The sequence below is a fragment of the Qipengyuania sp. JB2-7 genome, assembly GCF_055693485.1.
Window position 1 is genome coordinate 407,838 of sequence record NZ_CM146335.1, and the last position, 18,446, is coordinate 426,283.

Here is an 18,446-nt window from a genome sequence, read left to right on the forward strand (position 1 = left end):
TATGGCCCCTGCGGCGCTTTACGGAGATAGTGCGTGTACCGCCCAGAACAGGACGGCATTCCGGCATCGGGAGAGGGCGGCAACGGGGGTGGCGGCGGCGGAAAGCCCGCGCCTGGCTCGCCTGAAGTTGCGCCCGCGCGCAACGCTTGGCGAGAGAGGATAGCAAATCTCGATCTCGCTCCTGATCTCGGCGCAGATATCGGCAGTGGCCGTTGGTTCCGCGGTCTTGGCACGATGGTTGGCCTTTCCGCTGTCGCATTGGCGTTCTGGCCAAATTTCGCACCGTTAGAAGCAGCCCCGACCTTTGATTTAGATGATCAGGCGCGCGATGAGTTTCGCAGCCAGATGATTATGCCGCTGGCTCTTGGCGCAGATAGCGGACGCAAAATGGCCGCATCGCCATCGGTTCGCGCTCTCGCCGCTGCGCCAGAGCGGCCAGAGATCCAGCTGGTCGCCACACTTTCCGACGGTGAAGGCTTTGGCAGGACGCTCCTACGTGCGGGAATGGCGCGCGACGATGTTCAGCAAGTACTGGCGCTGGTTGAGGATGTCGTGCCGCTCTCCGATATTGAGTCTGGCACTCAAGTAGACATTACTTTGGGACGCCGCCCGGCGGAAAAGGCACCGCGTCCGCTTGACGCTTTGTCGTTCCGGGCCAGTTTCGACACCGAACTGACGATTGATCGCCTGGCTGATGGTGACGTGCTCTCGCTCAGCAAGAAGGTCATCCGCGTTGATGATACGCCTTTGCGCATTCGCGGAACCGTTGGTGAAAGCCTATATCGTTCGGCGCGTGCGGCTGGAGCCCCTGCGAGCGCGGTACAAGCCTATCTGAAGCAGCTCGGCCAGCAAGTGAACCTGTCGCGTGATGTGCGATCAACCGACACCTTTGACATGATTATCGCCCATCGCCGCGCTGCAACGGGCGAACGGCAGGCGGGGCAATTGCTCTATGCTGGCGTTGACCGCGACGAAAAACCCAAGGTCCAGCTGATGCGCTGGGGCGAAGACGGAAAGTTCTTTGAAGCGTCAGGCGTTGGTGAAAGCCGTGGTGGATTGGCGAGACCTGTTCCGGGCCGACAGTCATCGGGCTATGGCATGCGTCGGCACCCTATCCTGGGCTATCGCAGGATGCATGCCGGCGTTGATTTCCGTGCACGTCACGGAACGCCGATTGTGGCGGTAACTGATGGGCGCGTAACGGGCGCGGGCCGCATGGGCGGCTGCGGCAAGGCGGTTCGTCTGCGTCACGGGGGCAGCCTCGACACACGATATTGCCACATGAGCCGTATTGCGGTGCGTCGCGGGCAATCGGTACGCAGGGGCCAGGTGATCGGCTATGTTGGGTCGACCGGGCTCTCAACGGGTCCGCACCTCCACTACGAGATGTATCGCAATGGCAAATCGATCAATCCCAACAGTGTCAAATTCGTTGAGCGTGCACAATTAAGCGGGGATGAGCTTAAGCGTTTCCGCAATACGCTTGCGAAGATCAAGACAGTAGAGGCGGGCGCTGCGCTGGAGGATCTGGAAGTTCGGCCTGAAGAGCGCGAGGAAGTGCTGCCGGAACGCGAGATCGACAAGCTTGACAGACCGGTTGAAGTCGAGGGCAGCTAACAGTCGCTTCTGATGCGTCGCGGCCATACAATTGCATGCAAGAGCCGAATCCGGCATGCATCAGCGTATGACAGGTAGCTATCCGAATACACGACTCCGGCGGACGCGCGCGACCGGCTGGAGCCGCTCGCTGCACCGCGAGACCATTTTGACCCCGGCGGATCTGATCTGGCCGCTTTTTGTGACATCTGGTGCTGGCGTTGAGGAGCCAATTGGCAGCCTGCCCGGCGTTTCGCGTTGGTCAGTCGATGGCATAGTGGCGCGCGCGAAAGAAGCAGTTGCGCTCGGCATTCCGGTGATTGCACTGTTTCCCAACACGCAGCCCGACCGGCGCAGCGATGATGGTGCAGAGGCGCATAATCCCGATAATCTGATGTGTCAGGCAATCCGAGCGGTAAAGGATGCGTGCGGCGACGAGATTGGCGTGCTGACTGATGTCGCGCTCGACCCCTATACCAGCCATGGTCAGGACGGCCTGCTCGATGACAGTGGTTATGTCGTCAATGATGCAACCGTTGCGGTTCTTGTCGATCAGGCCTTGAACCAAACCGAGGCGGGAGCGGACATTATCGCACCGTCCGATATGATGGATGGCCGCGTGCATGCGATACGCATGGCGTTGGAGATGGGTGGACACCATAACGCTCAGATTATGAGTTACGCGGCCAAGTACGCCAGTGCATTCTACGGGCCATTTCGCGATGCAGTGGGCTCTGGCGGCCTGCTGAAAGGGGACAAAAAAAGCTACCAGATGGACCCCGCCAATGGTGATGAGGCCTTGCGCGAAGTTGGCTTTGATATTGCCGAGGGCGCGGACAGCATTATGGTGAAGCCTGGTCTCGCTTATCTCGACATAATCTACCGTGTAAAACAGGAATTCGGCGTTCCAGTTTTCGCGTATCAGGTAAGCGGCGAATATGCCATGATCGAAGCGGCGGAGAGCGTTGGAGCGGGGGATCGAGACGCGCTGCTGATGGAGAAACTCATTGCCTTTAAGCGCGCCGGATGCAGCGGCGTGCTGACTTACCATGCGGCCCACGCAGCGCGGCTGCTTGGAGCATAAGTCTATGAGCGACTTCTATCATGAGACGGAGCGGTTGATCCTGCGCGACTGGCGCGAGGAAGATTGGCCTGAATTTTGGCATCACTGCAATACGCCTGCTGTTATGGAATGGCTTGGCGGGGTCGCTGACGAGGCGACGATGGCGGCGGCCATTGAGCGCGTTGAAGGATACCGCCGCGACCATGGCCACACCTTTTGGGTGTGCGAGCGCAAGGATGATGGAGGGCATCTTTCAGGAGAGATCATCGGCTTTTGCGGTCTAAAGCGCTGCAATGAAGAAAACAGCCCGACCGGCGATATGGAGGCGGGCTGGCGTTTGCGAGAAGATGCGTGGGGCAAAGGCTATGCCAAGGAAGCTGCACAGGCTTCGCTCAAGATCGGATTTGAGCAGTTCGATGCGCCGCATATTATCGCACTGACGGTCATCGAGAATGAACCGAGCTGGGGTCTTATGAAGGGTCTCGGTATGCAGCGGCGCGAAGACATGGACTTTGAAAGCACTGTATTTGGGCCCGAGTCCGTCATCGTCTATTCGATCACCCGCGAAGAATGGGAAAAGACCAAATGACTGCATATCCCGGCGTGAATATAATCCCGATTCATGGCAAGACGCCCAAGATTCATGAAACAGCTTTCGTTGCGCCTGGATGTACGATCATTGGCGATGTAGATATCGGGGCGGAAAGCTCGATCTGGTACAACTGCGTACTGCGCGCCGATGTGTTTACAATCCGGGTTGGCGAACGCACGAATGTGCAGGATGGCAGTGTGCTGCATTGCGATCCGCCGCGTCCAGGCGACCCCGATGGTTCACCGCTTATCATCGGGGACGACGTGTTGATTGGACATATGGCGATGGTCCACGGCTGCACGATCCATGATCGTGGGTTTGTAGGTTTGGGCGCGATTGCGATGAACAAATCGGTGATTGGTTCTGACGCCATGCTGGCGGCGGGAGCGATGCTGACCGAGGGAAAGGTGATGGAAGAGCGCAGCTTGTGGGCTGGCCGCCCCGCGAAACCGCTGCGTGATTTGAACGATGCCGCTGTGGCTGGGATGCGCGCAGGGGTGATGCATTACACTGAGAACGCAAAGGCGCACAAAGCTGCGGTGAGCGAGGGTTTGCCCGCGCCTTAGCTGGTTGGCGCTGTGAAATACTGGGCCATATGCGGGATAAAATCCGCTTTTCCAATCTCCAGCCCCTTCATCCTCAAGATCGCATAGGCAATCGAAAGGTGAAAATAAAAGTTGGGTATGGAGAATTCGCGCACATATTCTTCAGCGCTTAGCTCAAAATGAAACGCCCCATCGCCAATTGCGAAGTTGATCCTGGTTTCGGGTGCGGGTAGCTCTTCCAGCGCAATGGCATTGAGCACATCAGCCGTTTTCGACACAAGCGCCGTGGCTTGGCCGAAACTGGTTATATCGTCATCGCTTGAAGTGAAGTTGCGCACCCCAAGGCGCTGCATGGCTTCGCCAGAAATATTCGCAACAAAGCGGATTTGCGTCGCCAACGGGTGCATATCTTCGCTCAACCGCGCTTGTAGAAGCGAATCCCCAGTTATATGTGTTTGTGCCTTCGTCAAAAGGCCCGCGAGTGTGTTCAGCCGCGATCGGTAGGTGGTAACGGACTGGTCATATAGATTCATGGGGCAGCTCCTCTCTTGCTATGAACCTTAGCGACTAAGTTAGAGCTTCCAACCTAATCTCGCACCAGAGTCCGCAAACTCTCAATCCGATCCGCCTCATGCACCGGCTTGTCCCAGCGGATGCAATGAATGCGTGGGAATCGCATGGCGAGGCCTGACTTATGCCGTTTACTTGTGTGGACGCTATCAAAGGCGACCTCGAACACCAGCGTCCGCTCCACCTCGCGTACTGGACCAAAACGGTTAAGCGTGGTCTGGCGCACGAGCCGGTCGAGTTTCTTCAGTTCCGCATCTGTGAATCCGGAATAGGCTTTGCCAACAGGTAGCAACTCGGCGCCTTTATCCGGATCGCCATCCCAGCATCCAAAGGTGTAGTCAGAATAGAAGCTTGATCGTTTGCCGCTGCCACGCTGCGCATACATCAGCACACAATCGATCAACAGCGGATCACGCTTCCATTTGCACCACAGACCCGCCTTGCGGCCGGCGATATAGGGGCTGTCGCGGCGTTTGAGCATTAACCCTTCGATCGCGTCTTCGCGGGTACTCTCGCGGATTTCAGCCAAATGCTTGAAATCGCGCGCCTCGACCACCTGTGAAAGGTCGAAATGCGATGTTGGCAGGCGCGTCATCGTATTCTCAAGGATGCTACGACGCTCGTCCCATGGCAGAGCCCGCAGATCCTCGCCGTCCACGATCAGGGCATCGTAAAGCCGCACAAAGGCCGGAGCCTCGGCAAGCATTTTTTTGCTGACGGTCTTGCGGCCGAGGCGCTGCTGTAGCGCGTTGAAACTGGCCGCACCCCTTCTTCTCCTCCTTGCGTGGTCCCACGCACCAGCAATTCGCCATCCAGCACGGCAGGGAATGGCAGAACGTCGAGCAACTCCGGGAAGGTCGCGGAGATATCATCACCAGATCGCGAATAGAGCCGCGTCTCATCGCAACCATCTTTTCCGGCGCGCACGATTTGCACGCGAATGCCATCCCATTTCCATTCCGCGGCATACTCAGCCATGTCGACGCCCTTTTTGATCGCGTCGTCCTCCAGCGGATGGGCCAGCATAAAGGGCCGGAAGGTCGGCATATTCTCGGTGTCGGGCGGATCGGCTCCGTTCGCACCCCATGCGAACAGCTCCGCATAGGGCGGTTTTAAAGCATGCCAATACTCCTCGACCTCATCGACCGAGACATGAAAGGCCTGCGCAAAGGCGGTCTTCGCCAGACGCGCTGACACACCAATCCGCATTCCGCCTGTCGCGAATTTAATGAGCGCAAAACGAGCATTTTCGTCGAGCCGGTCGAGTAATTTGGGTAATTCGCGTGGTGCGGTGGCACGTGTCAGATCGTTGAGCAGTTCCACCGCTTCCGAAACGCTGGGTGGGTCAGGCTCGGTGATGGGAATGGGCCACAAAAGGCTGGCTGTCTCGGCAGTATCACCAACGAAATCGCGGCTCAACTTCCACAGTACTGGGTCAACCCGTTCCATCAGCAGGTTGCGAATAGTCGACGACTTAACCGCTGAGAAATCAAGTTCGCCAGTCAGCGCTGCGAGCGCCCAGCCTCTGTCGGGATCAGGCGTATCGCGCAGATATTCCGCGATCAGCCGCAGTTTTTCATTGCGACTGCGGGTGTAAATCAATGCATGGATGAGTGCTGCGAATTGCTCCACTATTCGCCATCCTCTTCCTCGCGCCCGACCATCGCCAACGCACGTGCTTTGCGCTGATTGAGCTCACACCACCGGAGCAACGCCTCCTCGCGGCCATGCGTGATCCAAGTCTGCTGCGCATCAACCTCGCGGATAGTGTCGGTCAGCTCGCTCCAGTCGGCATGGTCAGAAATGACCAGCGGCAGCTCCACGTTGCGTTGGCGTGCACGTTGACGCACCCGCATCCATCCGCTGGCCATTGCGGTGATGGGGTTGGGCAAACGCCGTGACCAGCGATCATTGAGCGCAGAGGGCGGACAAACAACAATCGCGCCCTGCATGTCCTCTTTGCTGTGATCCGCAACCAGACGCAGCTCGCCCAGCGGCACGCCGTGTTCTTCGTAAAGGCGGCACATTTTTTCCATAGCACCGTGGAGATAGATTGGTTCGTGATGCCCTGCCGCGCGCAATTCGGCGATCACCCGCTGCGCCTTGCCTAGCGCATAGGCGCCCACCAGTACGCAATGATCCGGATGTGCCGAAAGTCGTCCGAGCAGCTTTGCCATCTCATCTTCGATAGGCGGGTGGGTAAAGACTGGCAGGCCGAACGTCGCCTCGGTTATGAAGATATCGCAAGGGACCACCTCGAAAGGTGGGCAGGTTGGGTCGGCTCGGCGCTTGTAGTCACCCGTAATCACAACCCGTTCGCCTGCATGTTCCAGCAGGATTTGTGCGCTGCCCAGCACATGGCCCGCAGGCACATAAGTCGCCTTGACGTCACCCTTTAGCGCAATGGTCTCACCATACTTTACCGGCGTGGCTCTGGATGGCATTTCGCCATGCTCATCCTCTGCCCCGGTGCGATAGCGCAGTTTCATGATCGCCAAAGTTTCCGGGGTAGCAATCGTCTCGCCATGACCGCCGCGCGCATGGTCGGCGTGGCCATGCGTCGCCAGAGCTTTGTCGACTGCCCGTCCGGGATCGACCCAGCAATCAGCAGGCTTGATATAAATGCCCCAGGGCTCGGGCTTAATCCATGAAAAGGGTGGGGAATTGGACGCAGACATTATGGGCTAAACCCACAGGCCTGCGCCCCTGTTCCCATTATTCGGTATTGCTGCTCTCGGCCACGCTGTCATCCTTATCAGTGCGATATTTGTCGAACCACGCGATGACGCTGTCTGTTCGGGCAGCCTGTTGGCTTGGCGATTGGGTGAGATTGTTGTGACTGGAGTCTGGAGTAACCACCAGCGCGGTATCAACCCCGACCTGCTTGAGCGCGCCATAGAATTGCTCTGCCTCGCTGCGCGGTGTGCGGTAATCGTTTGCACCGACCAATACGAGCGTCGGTGTCTTGATATTGGCTGCCGCCGCCAATGGAGAGCGTTCCCAATAATGCTCGGGCCGCTCCCAAGGCAGGCCGCCCATCCAATATTTGCCGAAGAACGGATAGAAGTCCGCCATCAACGCCATCGTCGTCCAGTTAATCACCGGCTTGTGCGACGCCGCCGCCTTGAAGCGATCGGTTTGGCCGACCACCCATGCGGTCAGGATGCCGCCGCCTGATCCGCCGGTCACAAACAGGTTTTCCGGATCGGCATAGCCCGCTGCAATGGCTGCATCGACAGCGGCCATCAACTCGTCATGATTACTGATGGGGTAATTGTCCTCAATCCGGTCAGCGAATTCCTCGCCATAGCCGGTCGATCCGCCGGGATTGGTGAACAGCACGGCATAGCCTGCGGCGCCATAAAGCTGATAATCGACCGAGAATTCGGGGCCATAGGCTGCATAGGGCCCGCCATGCATTTCCAGAATCATTGGGACGCGCGTACCCTCGACATAGTCCGGGGGCAGCATGATCCACGAGGGGATGGCCACACCGTCGGGTGCTGTAACCGCCAATTCGCGCGTTTCGCCTAGCGTCTTGGCGCCCAAGCTTGTTTCGTTAAGGCTGGTGAGCCGCCGCGCACCACCCCGCCTCGTCACACCAATATCTGGGGGGCGGATGCTGCTGGCGGTGGTAAAGGCGATCCGTACCGCTATTGCTGACTGACCATTCTCCGCCGGTGTAAGGCAGCGCGTAGTAGGTGCTGCCCAGGCGTGGTTCCAGCAGATTGATTCCGCCATTGCGACCAACCTTGGCCACGCGGTGCTCACCATCGCGCTCGAAGCTGACGAATAGTCCCGCATCAGTCCATTCCATCCTGTCCGGGCTGGCAGGAAAGTCACCTGTCAGCAATTCTTTGCCTGTGCCGTCCATATTCATGGTGTAAAGCTTCGCTTGATCATAGGCATTGCCAACATCGTCATAGCCAACATAAGCGACCGTGCTACCATCAGGCGAGACTTGAGGGCCCGCATCGGGGCCATAGCGATCAGTTAGCGCTGTGATCGCGCCGCTTGCGATATCAAGGGCATAGATTTCGGAATCAAGTTGCTCCAGCTCCCAATTTTCATCTCGGTTGGCACTGAATAACAGTGTTTCGCCGTCCGGCGTCCACTCTACTGTCCCGCCATTGCTATATTCGCCAAAAGTCAACTGGCGAGGTGCTCCGCCTTTTGCGCTTACCAAAAACAGCTGCATCGTGCCCGGCTTCACATAGCTGCCGCCGTCAATGCGGTACGTAACACGGTCAATAACCTGCAACGGCTTGCCCCACTCGGCACCTTCTGGCTTTGCGGGGGCTTGCCCAGCGTGAGGCCTTCGCCCGGCACGCGTGCCGTGTAGGCCAGGTGCCTGCCATCGGGTGCCCAGCTGATGGCTCCCGGCGCTTCGGGCAAAGCGGTGATATTCGCGCCCGCGCCAGTACTCATCCAGCGCACATGCAATTCCGGTCCGCCGCCGCTTTGGGTCGATACATACGCCAGACGGTCGCCATCGGGTGACCAGCGCGGCGTAGTATGCGATCCCTCGCCTGTCACAAGCGGGGTTTCGGCGCCGCTCGCCACATCAATCAGCCAGATGGAGCTGACGGCACGATCGACCATGATGTCATTGGTGCGGCGCACATAGGCAATCTGGCTGCCATCTGGGCTGATCTGGGGGTCAGCACCGACCGTCAGGCCGAATATATCCGCCCCAGTGAAGTGTTTCTCAGGCTTATCAGTATGATCTTCAGCGAGGAGGGGATTGACGAGCGCGAGCGTCACGACGCCCGCGAACAGTGCTTTTTTCTGCATGATCGGCCTTAGTTGTTTTTCACTAAGACCGATCAATCATATCGCGCTTACAAAAGCTAGCCTTCCTTATCGCTGCCCGCTTTGTCACTACCGGATGCTTCAGGCTTTGGTTTGGTGCCTTTTGAAGGTGCAGCTTTCTTAGCAGCCGGCTTTTTCTTCTTTGGAGGCTTGCGTTTGGCTTTGGGCGGTGCCGGGGTCAGGTGGAAGCTCGGCTTGCCATCCTTGACCGTGACCTGCACCTCGCCGCCATCGGAAAGCTTGCCAAAGAGCAGTTCCTCAGCGAGCGGTTGCTTGATCTTGTCTTGCAGCAATCGGCCCATGGGGCGCGCGCCGTAAAGCTTGTCATAGCCCTTATCGGCGAGCCAGGCGCGAGAGTCGCTGTCGAACTGAATGTCGACATTCTGCTCTGCCAGCTGCAGCTCAAGCTCAAGGATGAACTTGTCGACCACGCGGGCAACGGTTGCCTTGTTGAGGTAACCGAATGGCACAATAGCATCGAGCCGGTTGCGGAATTCAGGCGTAAACATGCGCTTGACCGCTTCTTCGCTCGCGTCTTCCTTCGACACATCGCCAAAGCCGATGCCCTGGCTGGCCATATCGGCCGCGCCTGCATTGGTGGTCATGATCAGCACCACATTGCGGAAATCAACCGTTTTGCCATGATGATCGGTCAGGCGGCCATTATCCATCACCTGCAACAGAATGTTGAACAGATCAGGGTGCGCCTTCTCAATCTCGTCCAGCAACAGCACACAGTGCGGGTTCTGATCAACCGCATCGGTTAAAAGCCCGCCTTGTTCATAACCAACATAGCCAGGAGGCGCGCCAATGAGCCGCGAAACGCTGTGTCGTTCCATGTATTCGGACATGTCGAAGCGTTTCAGTTCAATGCCCATGATGCTGGCGAGCTGTCGCGCGACCTCTGTCTTGCCAACACCCGTCGGGCCGGAGAACAGGAAGGAGCCAATCGGCTTGTCCGGATCGCGCAGGCCGGCGCGTGATAACTTCATCGCGGTAGACAGCTTCTTGACCGCTGGGTCCTGGCCAAACACGACGTGTTTCAGATCACGCTCAAGGTTTTCGAGCGCTTTTTTGTCATCCTTGCTAACCGATTTGGGCGGAATCCGCGCCATGGTCGCAATGACCTGCTCGATTTCCTTGGCGGTAATTTTCTTCTTGCGGCGGCTGGGGGGAACCAGCATTTGCATCGCGCCCACCTCGTCAATCACATCGATCGCCTTGTCGGGCAGCTTGCGATCATTGATGTAACGCGCGGATAATTCGACCGCTGTCTTAAGTGCGTCAGGCGTATATTTCACCTTGTGGTGATCTTCGAATGCACTCCGCAAACCTTTGAGGATTTTGACTGTGTCCTCAATCGTCGGCTCATTCACATCGATCTTCTGGAACCGGCGCAGCAGCGCGCGGTCTTTTTCGAAGTGATTCCGGAATTCCTTATAGGTCGTCGAACCCACGCAGCGGATCGTGCCGCCCGATAGCGCAGGTTTAAGCAGATTGGACGCGTCCATCGCCCCACCGCTGGTCGCGCCTGCGCCAATAACCGTATGAATTTCATCGATAAACAGGATTGCATCGGGCATTTTTTCAAGCTCGGAAACAACCTGCTTCAGACGCTCCTCAAAATCGCCGCGATAGCGTGTCCCCGCCAGCAGCGCACCCATATCAAGCGAATAAATAACCGCGTCGGTCAGAACTTCGGGAACATCACCCTCAACGATCTTGCGTGCGAGACCTTCAGCAATGGCGGTTTTGCCAACGCCTGGATCGCCCACATAAAGCGGGTTGTTCTTGCTGCGACGGCAAAGGATCTGGACTGTACGATCCACCTCTGGCCCGCGACCAATCAGCGGATCGACCTTTCCTGCCTCTGCCTTGGCATTGAGATTGACAGTGAACTGATCGAGCGCGGTTTCTTTCTTGCCGCTTTCTTTCGTTTGCTCTTCCGGCGCAGCGGTTTCCTCTGCACCCTCTGGTGCACGCGATTCCAGCTGTTTGCCGCCTTTGCCAATGCCGTGGCTGATATAGCTGACCGCGTCGAGGCGGCTCATATCCTGTTGCTGCAGAAAGTAGACGGCATAGGAATCGCGCTCAGAGAATAGTGCCACGAGGACATTCGCACCCGTAACCGTATCTTTCCCGGAAGACTGCACATGCAGAATGGCCCGCTGAACCACGCGCTGAAAACCAGCCGTAGGTTGCGGATCAGCGTCGTCATCGCTTTGCAGCGCCTGATACTCCTGCTCCAGATATTGCTTTACGGTACCGCGCCAAGCTCGGCAATGTCCACACCGCATGCCGCCATCACTTTGGCCGCATCTTCGTCATCAACCAGCGCCAACAGCAAATGCTCCAGCGTCGCATATTCGTGTTTGCGTGCTGAGGCATCAGCCAGCGCCTGATGAAGGGTCTTTTCCAGGTTTTGTGCAAAACTAGGCATGGTTGGTCTTTCGAAGCGACTCGCCGAGCGCGAGCTTGGGGGATGCTAGAGGGCGAAGGTTAGCCAAAGCTGTATCAAACGCCATCTGGTTTACGGATGATATGGGTGCGATCTTTGCAATTAGAACCGCCTGTGATGGCATCTTTCCCATCAATCGGCCTTTTTGCCGAATAAGGCATCGGCAGCTTCGCGATGCGCTGCGGCCTTATCGCGATGTGTCTCTACCCGGGTAATCTCTGCCTTTAGCAGCGCGATCCGTTCAGCCAGCTCATCTTGCGAATAAGGGCTCAAATCCTCTTTTGAGAGCTGGCTTGCCGCATCACTGCGGACGCGTGGCAGATCATCTTCATCCATCTCATGCAGTGTCGCTCGCCAGAACGGTTGCTGTCAATGGCACAGATGCGTAGAAACGCTCCCAATTGGGGCAAAAAAGGTTTGGGGTGATGGCAGGCGCGCTTCCAGCAATGATGATCGCGATGGGCTTTGATGATCCGGGCGGTCCAGAGGTATTACGCAGTGAGGAATGCGCGGTGCCAAAGCCTGAGGGCAATCAGGTCCTCATCAAAGTCGCTTTTGCAGGGGTAAACCGGCCTGATGTTATTCAGCGGCAAGGCCACTATCCGCCACCAAAAGGCGCCTCACCCATCCCTGGCCTGGAAGTGTCCGGCACGGTTGTGGGCATTGGGCCAGACGCGCCACCAGAGTTACTCAATCAGTCGGTCTGTGCGCTTGTGACGGGCGGCGGCTACGCAGAATACTGCATCGCGCAGGCTGCGCATTGCCTGCATGTACCCGCGGATCTGCCCCTGGCTGAGGCGGCAGCTCTGCCAGAAACGTTGTTCACCGTGTGGCATAATGTATTTGAGCGGGGCTGGGCGAAGGATGGTGAGACCTTGCTGGTCCACGGCGGCACTAGCGGGATCGGGACAATGGCGATCATGCTCGCCAAAGCGTTCGATTTGACCGTCATCACAACCTGCGGCAGTGATGCAAAGTGTTCCGCCGCCCGCAAAGTGGGGGCAGACCTTGCGATCAACTATAAAGCGCAGGATTTTGTCGAGGAAGTGCGCGCCTTTACCGAAGGGGCGGGCGTCAACATCGTGCTCGACATGGTGTCTGGCGATTATGTTGCGCGCAACATTGATTGCCTTGCCGCTGACGGACGCCACGTTACGATTGCTGTGCTTGGCGGGCCGAAGGCGCAAGTGAATATGGCTAAAGTCATGATGAAGCGGATCAGCCTCACTGGTTCCACATTGCGGGCTAGATCTGACGAATTTAAAGCGATGTTGGCGGATGAGATCCATCAGCATGCATGGCCCCTGATCGAAGACGGTACAGTTCGGCCCGTTATGGATGAGATGTTTCCGCTCACCGAAGCTGGAGCAGCGCATGCACGGATGGAATCCGGCGATCACATCGGTAAAATTGTGTTGGAGATAGCTGGATGACATATCCGTTGATCGAAATGCGCGAATATCGTGCCTATGTTGAGGTGGCGCGCGGTCGCAAGCTCGATCAATGGGATGATATGGTCACTTTTTACGAGGGGCCTGGCGAGCAGGGTCAAAAATGGAGTGGGCCCGAAGGTACACGTCTTGCTATTCGCTACGCGCTGTATGCTGATGATCCAAGATCGGAGTTATCCTGGCCGCCTGTTACGGTTGACGGACATAGGGGGCTTGGCACTGGTAAGCCCGAAAGAATGGTAGTCCCATGATCCTGCATGAGGATCCACGCAGCGGCAATTGCTACAAGATCAAGCTGACCGCAGCGTTGTTGGGCCAGCCTTTGGAAACGCGGCAATATGACATCTTGAAAGGCGAAACCCGCACTTTGGAATTTCTGGACCGGGTTAATGCCAACGGGCGCATCCCAGTGTTGGAGATTCCCGGAGAGGAGGGCGCTCAGTTTCTTCCGGAAAGCAATGCGGCGTGCTGGTATCTTGCCGATGGCTCACACCTCATTCCGCATGATCGTTTTGAACGCGCATCCATGCTCCGCTGGATGTTCTTCGAGCAGTATAATCATGAGCCGAATATTGCGACTATGCGGTTCTGGCTGCGCTTTGCGGGGCAGGCAAATCTTTCACCAGAACAGCAGGCCATGATTCCCACAAAGCATGCCGCTGGCCTGGACGCGCTCAAGGTGATGGATCAGCATTTGATGGGATGCCAATGGTTTTCAGGCGAGCAAGCCTCGCTCGCGGATATTGCATTGTTCGCCTATACACATGTGGCGGAGGAAGGCGGGTTTGGCCTTGGCGATTTCCCGCAAATTTGTGCCTGGATTGACCGGGTCCGTGACTTGCCCAGCTTTCTCCCGATGGACTGATTGGGGCTTGCGTGGCGTCAGATACGCCGTGCTCGTTCCTAATGCGCTTGCTCTATCGAGTACACTACCCTACATAAAGCATAGTGAAGCCGCTCCGAAAGGGGCGGCTCTGTTATTTTTAGGATCAGGATTTGCCCCATGGCTGACCAACCCAAACCTCTAATGCCGCACGCGACCGCCACATGGCTGGTCGACAATACCGGCTTGTCATTTGAACAGATTGCCGAGTTTTGCGGTTTGCACCTGCTTGAGGTTCAGGCGATGGCCGATGATCTTGCGGGCAGCAAATATACTGGCCGTGATCCTGTGCATGCAGGTGAGTTGACGCAGGACGAGATTGAAAAGGGTCAGGCTGACCCGGAGTATGAGCTGCAGATGCAGCGCGCGCCAGTCGAAGTAACCCGGACCAAGGGGCCGCGCTACACACCGGTGTCCAAGCGTCAGGACAAGCCTGATGGAATCGCCTGGCTGCTGCGCAGTCACCCGGAAGTGTCTGACGCGCAGATCTCCAAGCTGATCGGTACCACCCGCAATACGATCAACGCCATTCGCGAGCGTTCGCATTGGAATATTCAGAATATTCAGCCCAAAGATCCTGTCACGCTGGGCCTGTGCGCACAGCGTGAATTGGATGCGGTCGTTGCCAAGGCAGCGAAGAAGGCGGGCCTTGATGAGACTGCTGAGGCTGTTCCGGCTGCAGAGGGCGGCAGTGACCGTGAAAAGCTGATCGAAGAGCTGCATGCAGAGCGTAAAGCGAGCGAGAAAGCTGCTGCTGAAGCCGCGCAAGAGGCAGAGGCCGCAGCATGGCTTGAGAATAAGCGCGCAGAGGAAGCCGAGGGGGATGCGGCCGTCGAAACACCGGAGGGCACTGGCCCAGACGGTGAAAACGCGGCGTAATCCAAGGTAGGTTCCAGCTACTTTAGCGCTTCTGCAAGATTCGCCTTGCGCTTACTCGGCTAACCCGGCATCCAAGCTTACATGAATGTAAGTAAGAGGCCCTATCATCACCCCACTCCGTGGGAGACGACATTTGCTCCGATGGCGCTGTCTGAGATGTTTGCGCAAACGACGCGCCGCAATCCAGCCGCGCCGCTCACGCACTTTATGGGTCGCACGTATAGCTATAATGAGCTGCACGATGAGGCCCGGCGATTTGCGGCTGGCCTGCAAGCCGCTGGCATAGAGCAAGGTGACCGTGTCGGGCTGTTTCTGCCCAATGCGCCGATCTATATTTCTGCCTATTATGGCGCGATGATGGCTGGGGCCGTAGTGGTCAATTTCTCGCCGCTCTATTCCGTTGAGGAACTTGCCTGGCAGGTCGAAGATTCCGGTACGCGCGTGCTGGTGACGCTCGACGTGCCTGAACTCTTTACCACGGCGAGCGAAGTTCTTGGTGCCTCAAGCCTTGAGAAGCTGTTGGTGGGCGAGCTTTCAACCATGCTGCCCAAGCTTAAAGGTCTTGCAATGCGCCTTTTTGCGCGGGCGCAGATCGCCGATGTCGCCTACGGTCAAGACATTCTACGCTGGGCCGATCTCACCAAATCTGGCGAACCAGACCCGGTTACGATCGACCCACAAGATCTCGCATTGTTGCAATATACGGGCGGCACCACGGGCAGACCAAAAGGCGCAATGCTCAGTCATGCCAATCTGTCGGTGAATGCTCAGCAGGTGGCAGCGATCAACCCGTTTGGCGAGGCAGACAAGGAAGTTTTCATGGGCGCGCTACCCATGTTCCATGTCTTTGCGAACACCGCGCTGCTCAATCATGCTGTGGTCAGTGGCGGGTCAATCGCCATGGTGCCACGCTTTGATGCGGCACAGGTTCTGGCGACCATTCAAAAATACAAGGCAACCGGCATGCCCGGCGTACCGACCATGTTTCAGGCGCTGCTCGATCATCCCAATTTGGCCAGGACGGATTTGTCATCATTGAAGGTTTGCATCTCGGGCGGCGCGCCGTTGCCAGCGCCATTGCGCGACGCGTTTGAGAACATGAGCGGCGTGCGCCTGGTCGAGGGGTATGGCCTTACAGAGAGCTCCGGCGTGGTATCGGTCAACCCTTATGATGGTGTGCGCAAGCCAGGCACGATTGGTCAGACGGTCGCCGGGACGGAAGTGCTGCTGCTCAATAAGGAGGATCCAACCCAGAAAGCGCCCGCTGGTGAACCAGGCGAACTCGCGCTTTATGGGCCGCAAATGATGGGTGGCTATTGGAACCGGCCCGAGGCTGCTGTGGACGTCTTTGTCGAGCATGATGGCAAGACATGGCTGCGCACCGGTGATGTTGCGACCGTCGATGCAGATGGCTTTATTTCGATCGTGGACCGGATCAAGGATATGATCGCGGTCGGCGGCTTTAAGGTCTTCCCAAGCCAGGTCGAAGATGTGTTGTTAGAGAATGAGGCGGTAAAAGAGGCGCTCGTGATCGGCGTGCCCGACGACTATAAAGGTGAGGTTCCGCGCGCTTATATCACAGTGCATGATAGGGTCGAAACGGATGCAGTGACGCTGGCCGACTGGCTCAACGATCATGTCGGAAAGCATGAGCGGGTCGATAAAATCGTGATCCGCGATGAACTGCCCAAAACTCTGATCGGCAAGCTGGATCGCAAGACCCTGCGGGCAGAGGTTCTGCCGGCCCCATAAAATCTTGGGCACAGGTTTCGCCCGCGTCACGAGGGATGAGCGAGCCTAACTCAGCTCAAAACTTCACACCTTTTGGGCGTCAGGTCAGCCTGCGACGGCGAGCGTTGGTTGATCAGGATCGCTGTCTGGCTTCGCCTTGCGCGGTGCAGCAGCCTTCGCGGCATCGCGATGAGCGAAACGGCCATCAACCTGAGCGCCTTGCTCAATTGTCAACGCGTCATAAAACACGTCACCCTCGATGCGGGCGCTTTTCAGAATAACTAATTCACGCGCCGTAATCGAACCGTTGACCTTGCCAGCAAGCCGCGCAGTTTCCGCCTTGATCGAACCGGTGACGTGGCTGCTGTCACCCTGCACCAATGAAGAGCATGTGATGTCGCCTTCGATAGCACCATCGATATGCAAATCAGCCGAGGCCTCAATATTGCCTTTGATCGTCAGATCAGTGCCAAGGACGGAAAAAGTGGAATTGCCGTTGTTGCGCATAGTCGGTTTGCTTTCAGGCTTAGCGGATGGCGAGTTCTGGGACTCGTCGGACTTTTTCGAGAACATCGGGTGCGGCCTCCAGGAACTTACGAGGGTTTACTGCGCGATCATGGATGCGCACTTCGAAATGCAGATGTGGTCCAGTAGACCGGTACCGGTACTACCAAGGCCACCGATAACTTGGCCTGTTGCAACAGGCTGGCCGACATTCACGTCAAAACGAGACAAATGCGCATAGCGGGTCATCAGGCCATTGCCGTGGTCAATTTCAACTGTCTTGCCATAGCCTGATTTCCAACCAACAAAACTGACTGAGCCTTTGGAAGCGGCGAGGATCGGGCTGCCCATCGGGCCTTTGAAATCGAGGCCGCTGTGCATTGCGCCACGACCATTAAACGGATCGCGGCGATAGCCAAAGCCTGATGACATTTTTGCCTGACGAGCCGGCATAACCTGTGGGACACCTTCAAGAACTTGTTCTAGCGCGCTCATCCGCGCAAGGCTCATGCCAAGCCGCTCAAATCGCGGGTCCATTACGTCGCCGCGCGATGTCGCAAGCACTTCTAGCGGACCACCCATCGCTTCACGTTCGGCATTGTTCAGGATATTAGAGGGATCAAGGCCGAGATCGCGCAAAGCCGTTTCAGCCTTGCTTGCACGCCAATCGGCAAAGTGCGTCAGCCGCTCAACAAACGCCAGCTGCCGTGCTTCCATTGCAACAAGTGTCGCTGCCGATGGGATCATCGCGCTCACCTTGTCGATGGTCGCCGTTGTCTCAGCAGAGGAATCGCTGACGCGTCCTGGCGACTTCACATCGCTTGGGAGGGATTCAACGATACCTTCAATAAAGCTTTGGCGTCGCTCCAGGTCCTCGGCAACTTCATCAATGTCAGACCGATAGGCCGCCAGACGCTCTTCTGAGTCAGCCGCTTTGGCCTCTCTTTCGATGAGCGATGCGCGTTCTGATGATGCGCGATATTGTATCCAACTCATCGCGCCCATGGACAGACCCCATGCAAGGAGCGCTGCGAGAACCACGCTTGCGATTGTAATTTGGAGGCGTGATGACAGGGTGACAAAGCGAACTTGTCCCTGCGAGCGCATGAAAAACTCACGCTCAGGGAACCAGCCCTTCACGCGCGCCATCGCTCCGCCTTTTTCAGTTGTTAGTGCCAATGCGACCCCCGGGCCTTTTCTTTTCGTATCCCGTAATCCTGTTATCTGACATGACGCCCCAAATCGAATCAAGTGTTCGGACAAATGGTCGAATCGACTTAACTGCGGGACGAAACGTTTTATCAGGCTCGATTTCAACTGAGAGAATGCCGTAAAAATGTTAAGACCAAGTTTACCAAACCC

General features: G+C 57.1%; 17 protein-coding genes and 2 pseudogenes. 9 read left to right on the forward strand and 10 right to left on the reverse strand.

The window, feature by feature from the left end; genetic code table 11:
• The first annotated feature begins 33 nt into the window (after positions 1–33).
• The 4 genes from ACZ1GM_RS01970 to ACZ1GM_RS01985 all read left to right on the forward strand — a co-directional run bounded on the left by ACZ1GM_RS01970 (position 34) and on the right by ACZ1GM_RS01985 (position 3,817).
• Positions 34–1,617, forward strand: a complete 1,584-nt coding sequence (locus tag ACZ1GM_RS01970; protein ID WP_472677526.1) for a peptidoglycan DD-metalloendopeptidase family protein — start codon at positions 34–36, stop codon at positions 1,615–1,617.
• Positions 1,618–1,684: 67 nt separating this feature from the next.
• Entirely contained in the window at positions 1,685–2,680 is a 996-nt protein-coding gene (hemB, locus tag ACZ1GM_RS01975) for a porphobilinogen synthase (RefSeq protein WP_472678603.1), read from the forward strand.
• 4 nt (positions 2,681–2,684) lie between these two features.
• Positions 2,685–3,248 (forward strand): GNAT family N-acetyltransferase, encoded by a 564-nt coding sequence (locus tag ACZ1GM_RS01980; RefSeq protein ID WP_472677527.1) that lies wholly within the window; start codon positions 2,685–2,687, stop codon positions 3,246–3,248.
• On the forward strand, positions 3,245–3,817 hold the full coding sequence (locus ACZ1GM_RS01985) for a gamma carbonic anhydrase family protein (protein ID WP_472677528.1): 573 nt from the start codon (positions 3,245–3,247) through the stop codon (positions 3,815–3,817). The genes ACZ1GM_RS01980 and ACZ1GM_RS01985 overlap by 4 nt, the downstream gene beginning before the upstream one ends.
• On the opposite strand, the gene ACZ1GM_RS01990 is transcribed toward ACZ1GM_RS01985, so the two are convergent.
• From ACZ1GM_RS01990 to ACZ1GM_RS02025, 8 genes and pseudogenes are all read right to left on the reverse strand, one after another.
• The gene (locus ACZ1GM_RS01990; RefSeq protein WP_472677529.1) at positions 3,814–4,329 is read right to left on the reverse strand and encodes a DUF1993 domain-containing protein; all 516 of its coding nucleotides are present in this window, start codon (positions 4,327–4,329) and stop codon (positions 3,814–3,816) included. The two genes, ACZ1GM_RS01985 and ACZ1GM_RS01990, sit on opposite strands and share 4 nt — an antisense overlap.
• Before the next feature lie 53 nt (positions 4,330–4,382).
• Positions 4,383–5,998 (reverse strand): annotated as a pseudogene (locus tag ACZ1GM_RS01995) (cisplatin damage response ATP-dependent DNA ligase).
• Complete coding sequence (locus tag ACZ1GM_RS02000) at positions 5,998–7,044, reverse strand: ligase-associated DNA damage response exonuclease (RefSeq protein ID WP_472677530.1); 1,047 nt, start codon at positions 7,042–7,044, stop codon at positions 5,998–6,000. Before ACZ1GM_RS02000 ends, ACZ1GM_RS01995 begins: the two are co-directional and overlap by 1 nt.
• Positions 7,045–7,081: 37 nt before the next feature.
• A complete protein-coding gene (locus ACZ1GM_RS02005) occupies positions 7,082–7,915 on the reverse strand; it encodes an alpha/beta hydrolase family protein (RefSeq protein ID WP_472677531.1) in 834 nt (277 codons plus the stop codon).
• 10 nt (positions 7,916–7,925) lie between these two features.
• Entirely contained in the window at positions 7,926–8,627 is a 702-nt protein-coding gene (locus ACZ1GM_RS02010) for a TolB family protein (RefSeq protein WP_472677532.1), read from the reverse strand.
• Positions 8,576–9,160: a TolB family protein gene (locus tag ACZ1GM_RS02015; protein WP_472677533.1), complete on the reverse strand. Its 585-nt coding sequence runs from the start codon at positions 9,158–9,160 to the stop codon at positions 8,576–8,578. The genes ACZ1GM_RS02010 and ACZ1GM_RS02015 overlap by 52 nt, the downstream gene beginning before the upstream one ends.
• 56 nt (positions 9,161–9,216) lie before the next feature.
• Positions 9,217–11,618 (reverse strand): annotated as a pseudogene (gene clpA / locus ACZ1GM_RS02020) (ATP-dependent Clp protease ATP-binding subunit ClpA).
• 150 nt (positions 11,619–11,768) lie between these two features.
• Positions 11,769–11,972 (reverse strand): DUF1192 domain-containing protein, encoded by a 204-nt coding sequence (locus ACZ1GM_RS02025; RefSeq protein WP_472677534.1) that lies wholly within the window; start codon positions 11,970–11,972, stop codon positions 11,769–11,771.
• Positions 11,973–12,061: 89 nt separating this feature from the next.
• Here ACZ1GM_RS02025 and ACZ1GM_RS02030 point away from each other — a divergent pair, with 89 nt between their 5' ends.
• The 5 genes from ACZ1GM_RS02030 to ACZ1GM_RS02050 all read left to right on the forward strand — a co-directional run bounded on the left by ACZ1GM_RS02030 (position 12,062) and on the right by ACZ1GM_RS02050 (position 16,601).
• A complete protein-coding gene (locus ACZ1GM_RS02030; protein WP_472677535.1) occupies positions 12,062–13,069 on the forward strand; it encodes an NAD(P)H-quinone oxidoreductase in 1,008 nt (335 codons plus the stop codon).
• A complete protein-coding gene (locus ACZ1GM_RS02035; RefSeq protein ID WP_472677536.1) occupies positions 13,066–13,338 on the forward strand; it encodes a hypothetical protein in 273 nt (90 codons plus the stop codon). The genes ACZ1GM_RS02030 and ACZ1GM_RS02035 overlap by 4 nt, the downstream gene beginning before the upstream one ends.
• On the forward strand, positions 13,335–13,952 hold the full coding sequence (locus ACZ1GM_RS02040; protein WP_472677537.1) for a glutathione S-transferase family protein: 618 nt from the start codon (positions 13,335–13,337) through the stop codon (positions 13,950–13,952). The genes ACZ1GM_RS02035 and ACZ1GM_RS02040 overlap by 4 nt, the downstream gene beginning before the upstream one ends.
• A gap of 138 nt (positions 13,953–14,090) precedes the next feature.
• Positions 14,091–14,849 (forward strand): cell cycle transcriptional regulator TrcR, encoded by a 759-nt coding sequence (locus tag ACZ1GM_RS02045; protein ID WP_472677538.1) that lies wholly within the window; start codon positions 14,091–14,093, stop codon positions 14,847–14,849.
• An 81-nt stretch (positions 14,850–14,930) separates the two neighbouring features.
• The gene (locus ACZ1GM_RS02050) at positions 14,931–16,601 is read left to right on the forward strand and encodes a long-chain-fatty-acid--CoA ligase (protein ID WP_472677539.1); all 1,671 of its coding nucleotides are present in this window, start codon (positions 14,931–14,933) and stop codon (positions 16,599–16,601) included.
• A gap of 84 nt (positions 16,602–16,685) precedes the next feature.
• Here the strand turns inward: ACZ1GM_RS02050 and ACZ1GM_RS02055 are convergent, their stop codons facing one another.
• Both ACZ1GM_RS02055 and ACZ1GM_RS02060 read right to left on the reverse strand, forming a co-directional pair.
• Positions 16,686–17,087 carry a bactofilin family protein gene (locus tag ACZ1GM_RS02055; protein ID WP_472677540.1) on the reverse strand — a complete coding sequence of 134 codons (402 nt, stop codon included), beginning with the start codon at positions 17,085–17,087 and terminating at the stop codon, positions 16,686–16,688.
• A gap of 96 nt (positions 17,088–17,183) precedes the next feature.
• On the reverse strand, positions 17,184–18,263 hold the full coding sequence (locus tag ACZ1GM_RS02060) for a peptidoglycan DD-metalloendopeptidase family protein (protein ID WP_472677541.1): 1,080 nt from the start codon (positions 18,261–18,263) through the stop codon (positions 17,184–17,186).
• Positions 18,264–18,446 lie beyond the last annotated feature (183 nt).

Excerpts from the sequence above, each read along its gene's own strand:
- hemB (WP_472678603.1), top strand. The coding sequence starts at position 1,685 with ATGACAGGTAGCTATCCGAATACACGACTCCGGCGGACGCGCGCGACC.
- ACZ1GM_RS01980 (WP_472677527.1), top strand. The coding sequence starts at position 2,685 with ATGAGCGACTTCTATCATGAGACGGAGCGGTTGATCCTGCGCGACTGG.
- ACZ1GM_RS01985 (WP_472677528.1), top strand. The coding sequence starts at position 3,245 with ATGACTGCATATCCCGGCGTGAATATAATCCCGATTCATGGCAAGACG.
- ACZ1GM_RS01990 (WP_472677529.1), bottom strand. The coding sequence starts at position 4,329 with ATGAATCTATATGACCAGTCCGTTACCACCTACCGATCGCGGCTGAAC.
- ACZ1GM_RS02000 (WP_472677530.1), bottom strand. The coding sequence starts at position 7,044 with ATGTCTGCGTCCAATTCCCCACCCTTTTCATGGATTAAGCCCGAGCCC.
- ACZ1GM_RS02015 (WP_472677533.1), bottom strand. The coding sequence starts at position 9,160 with ATGCAGAAAAAAGCACTGTTCGCGGGCGTCGTGACGCTCGCGCTCGTC.
- ACZ1GM_RS02025 (WP_472677534.1), bottom strand. The coding sequence starts at position 11,972 with ATGGATGAAGATGATCTGCCACGCGTCCGCAGTGATGCGGCAAGCCAG.
- ACZ1GM_RS02030 (WP_472677535.1), top strand. The coding sequence starts at position 12,062 with ATGGCAGGCGCGCTTCCAGCAATGATGATCGCGATGGGCTTTGATGAT.
- ACZ1GM_RS02035 (WP_472677536.1), top strand. The coding sequence starts at position 13,066 with ATGACATATCCGTTGATCGAAATGCGCGAATATCGTGCCTATGTTGAG.
- ACZ1GM_RS02040 (WP_472677537.1), top strand. The coding sequence starts at position 13,335 with ATGATCCTGCATGAGGATCCACGCAGCGGCAATTGCTACAAGATCAAG.
- ACZ1GM_RS02045 (WP_472677538.1), top strand. The coding sequence starts at position 14,091 with ATGGCTGACCAACCCAAACCTCTAATGCCGCACGCGACCGCCACATGG.
- ACZ1GM_RS02050 (WP_472677539.1), top strand. The coding sequence starts at position 14,931 with ATGAATGTAAGTAAGAGGCCCTATCATCACCCCACTCCGTGGGAGACG.
- ACZ1GM_RS02055 (WP_472677540.1), bottom strand. The coding sequence starts at position 17,087 with ATGCGCAACAACGGCAATTCCACTTTTTCCGTCCTTGGCACTGATCTG.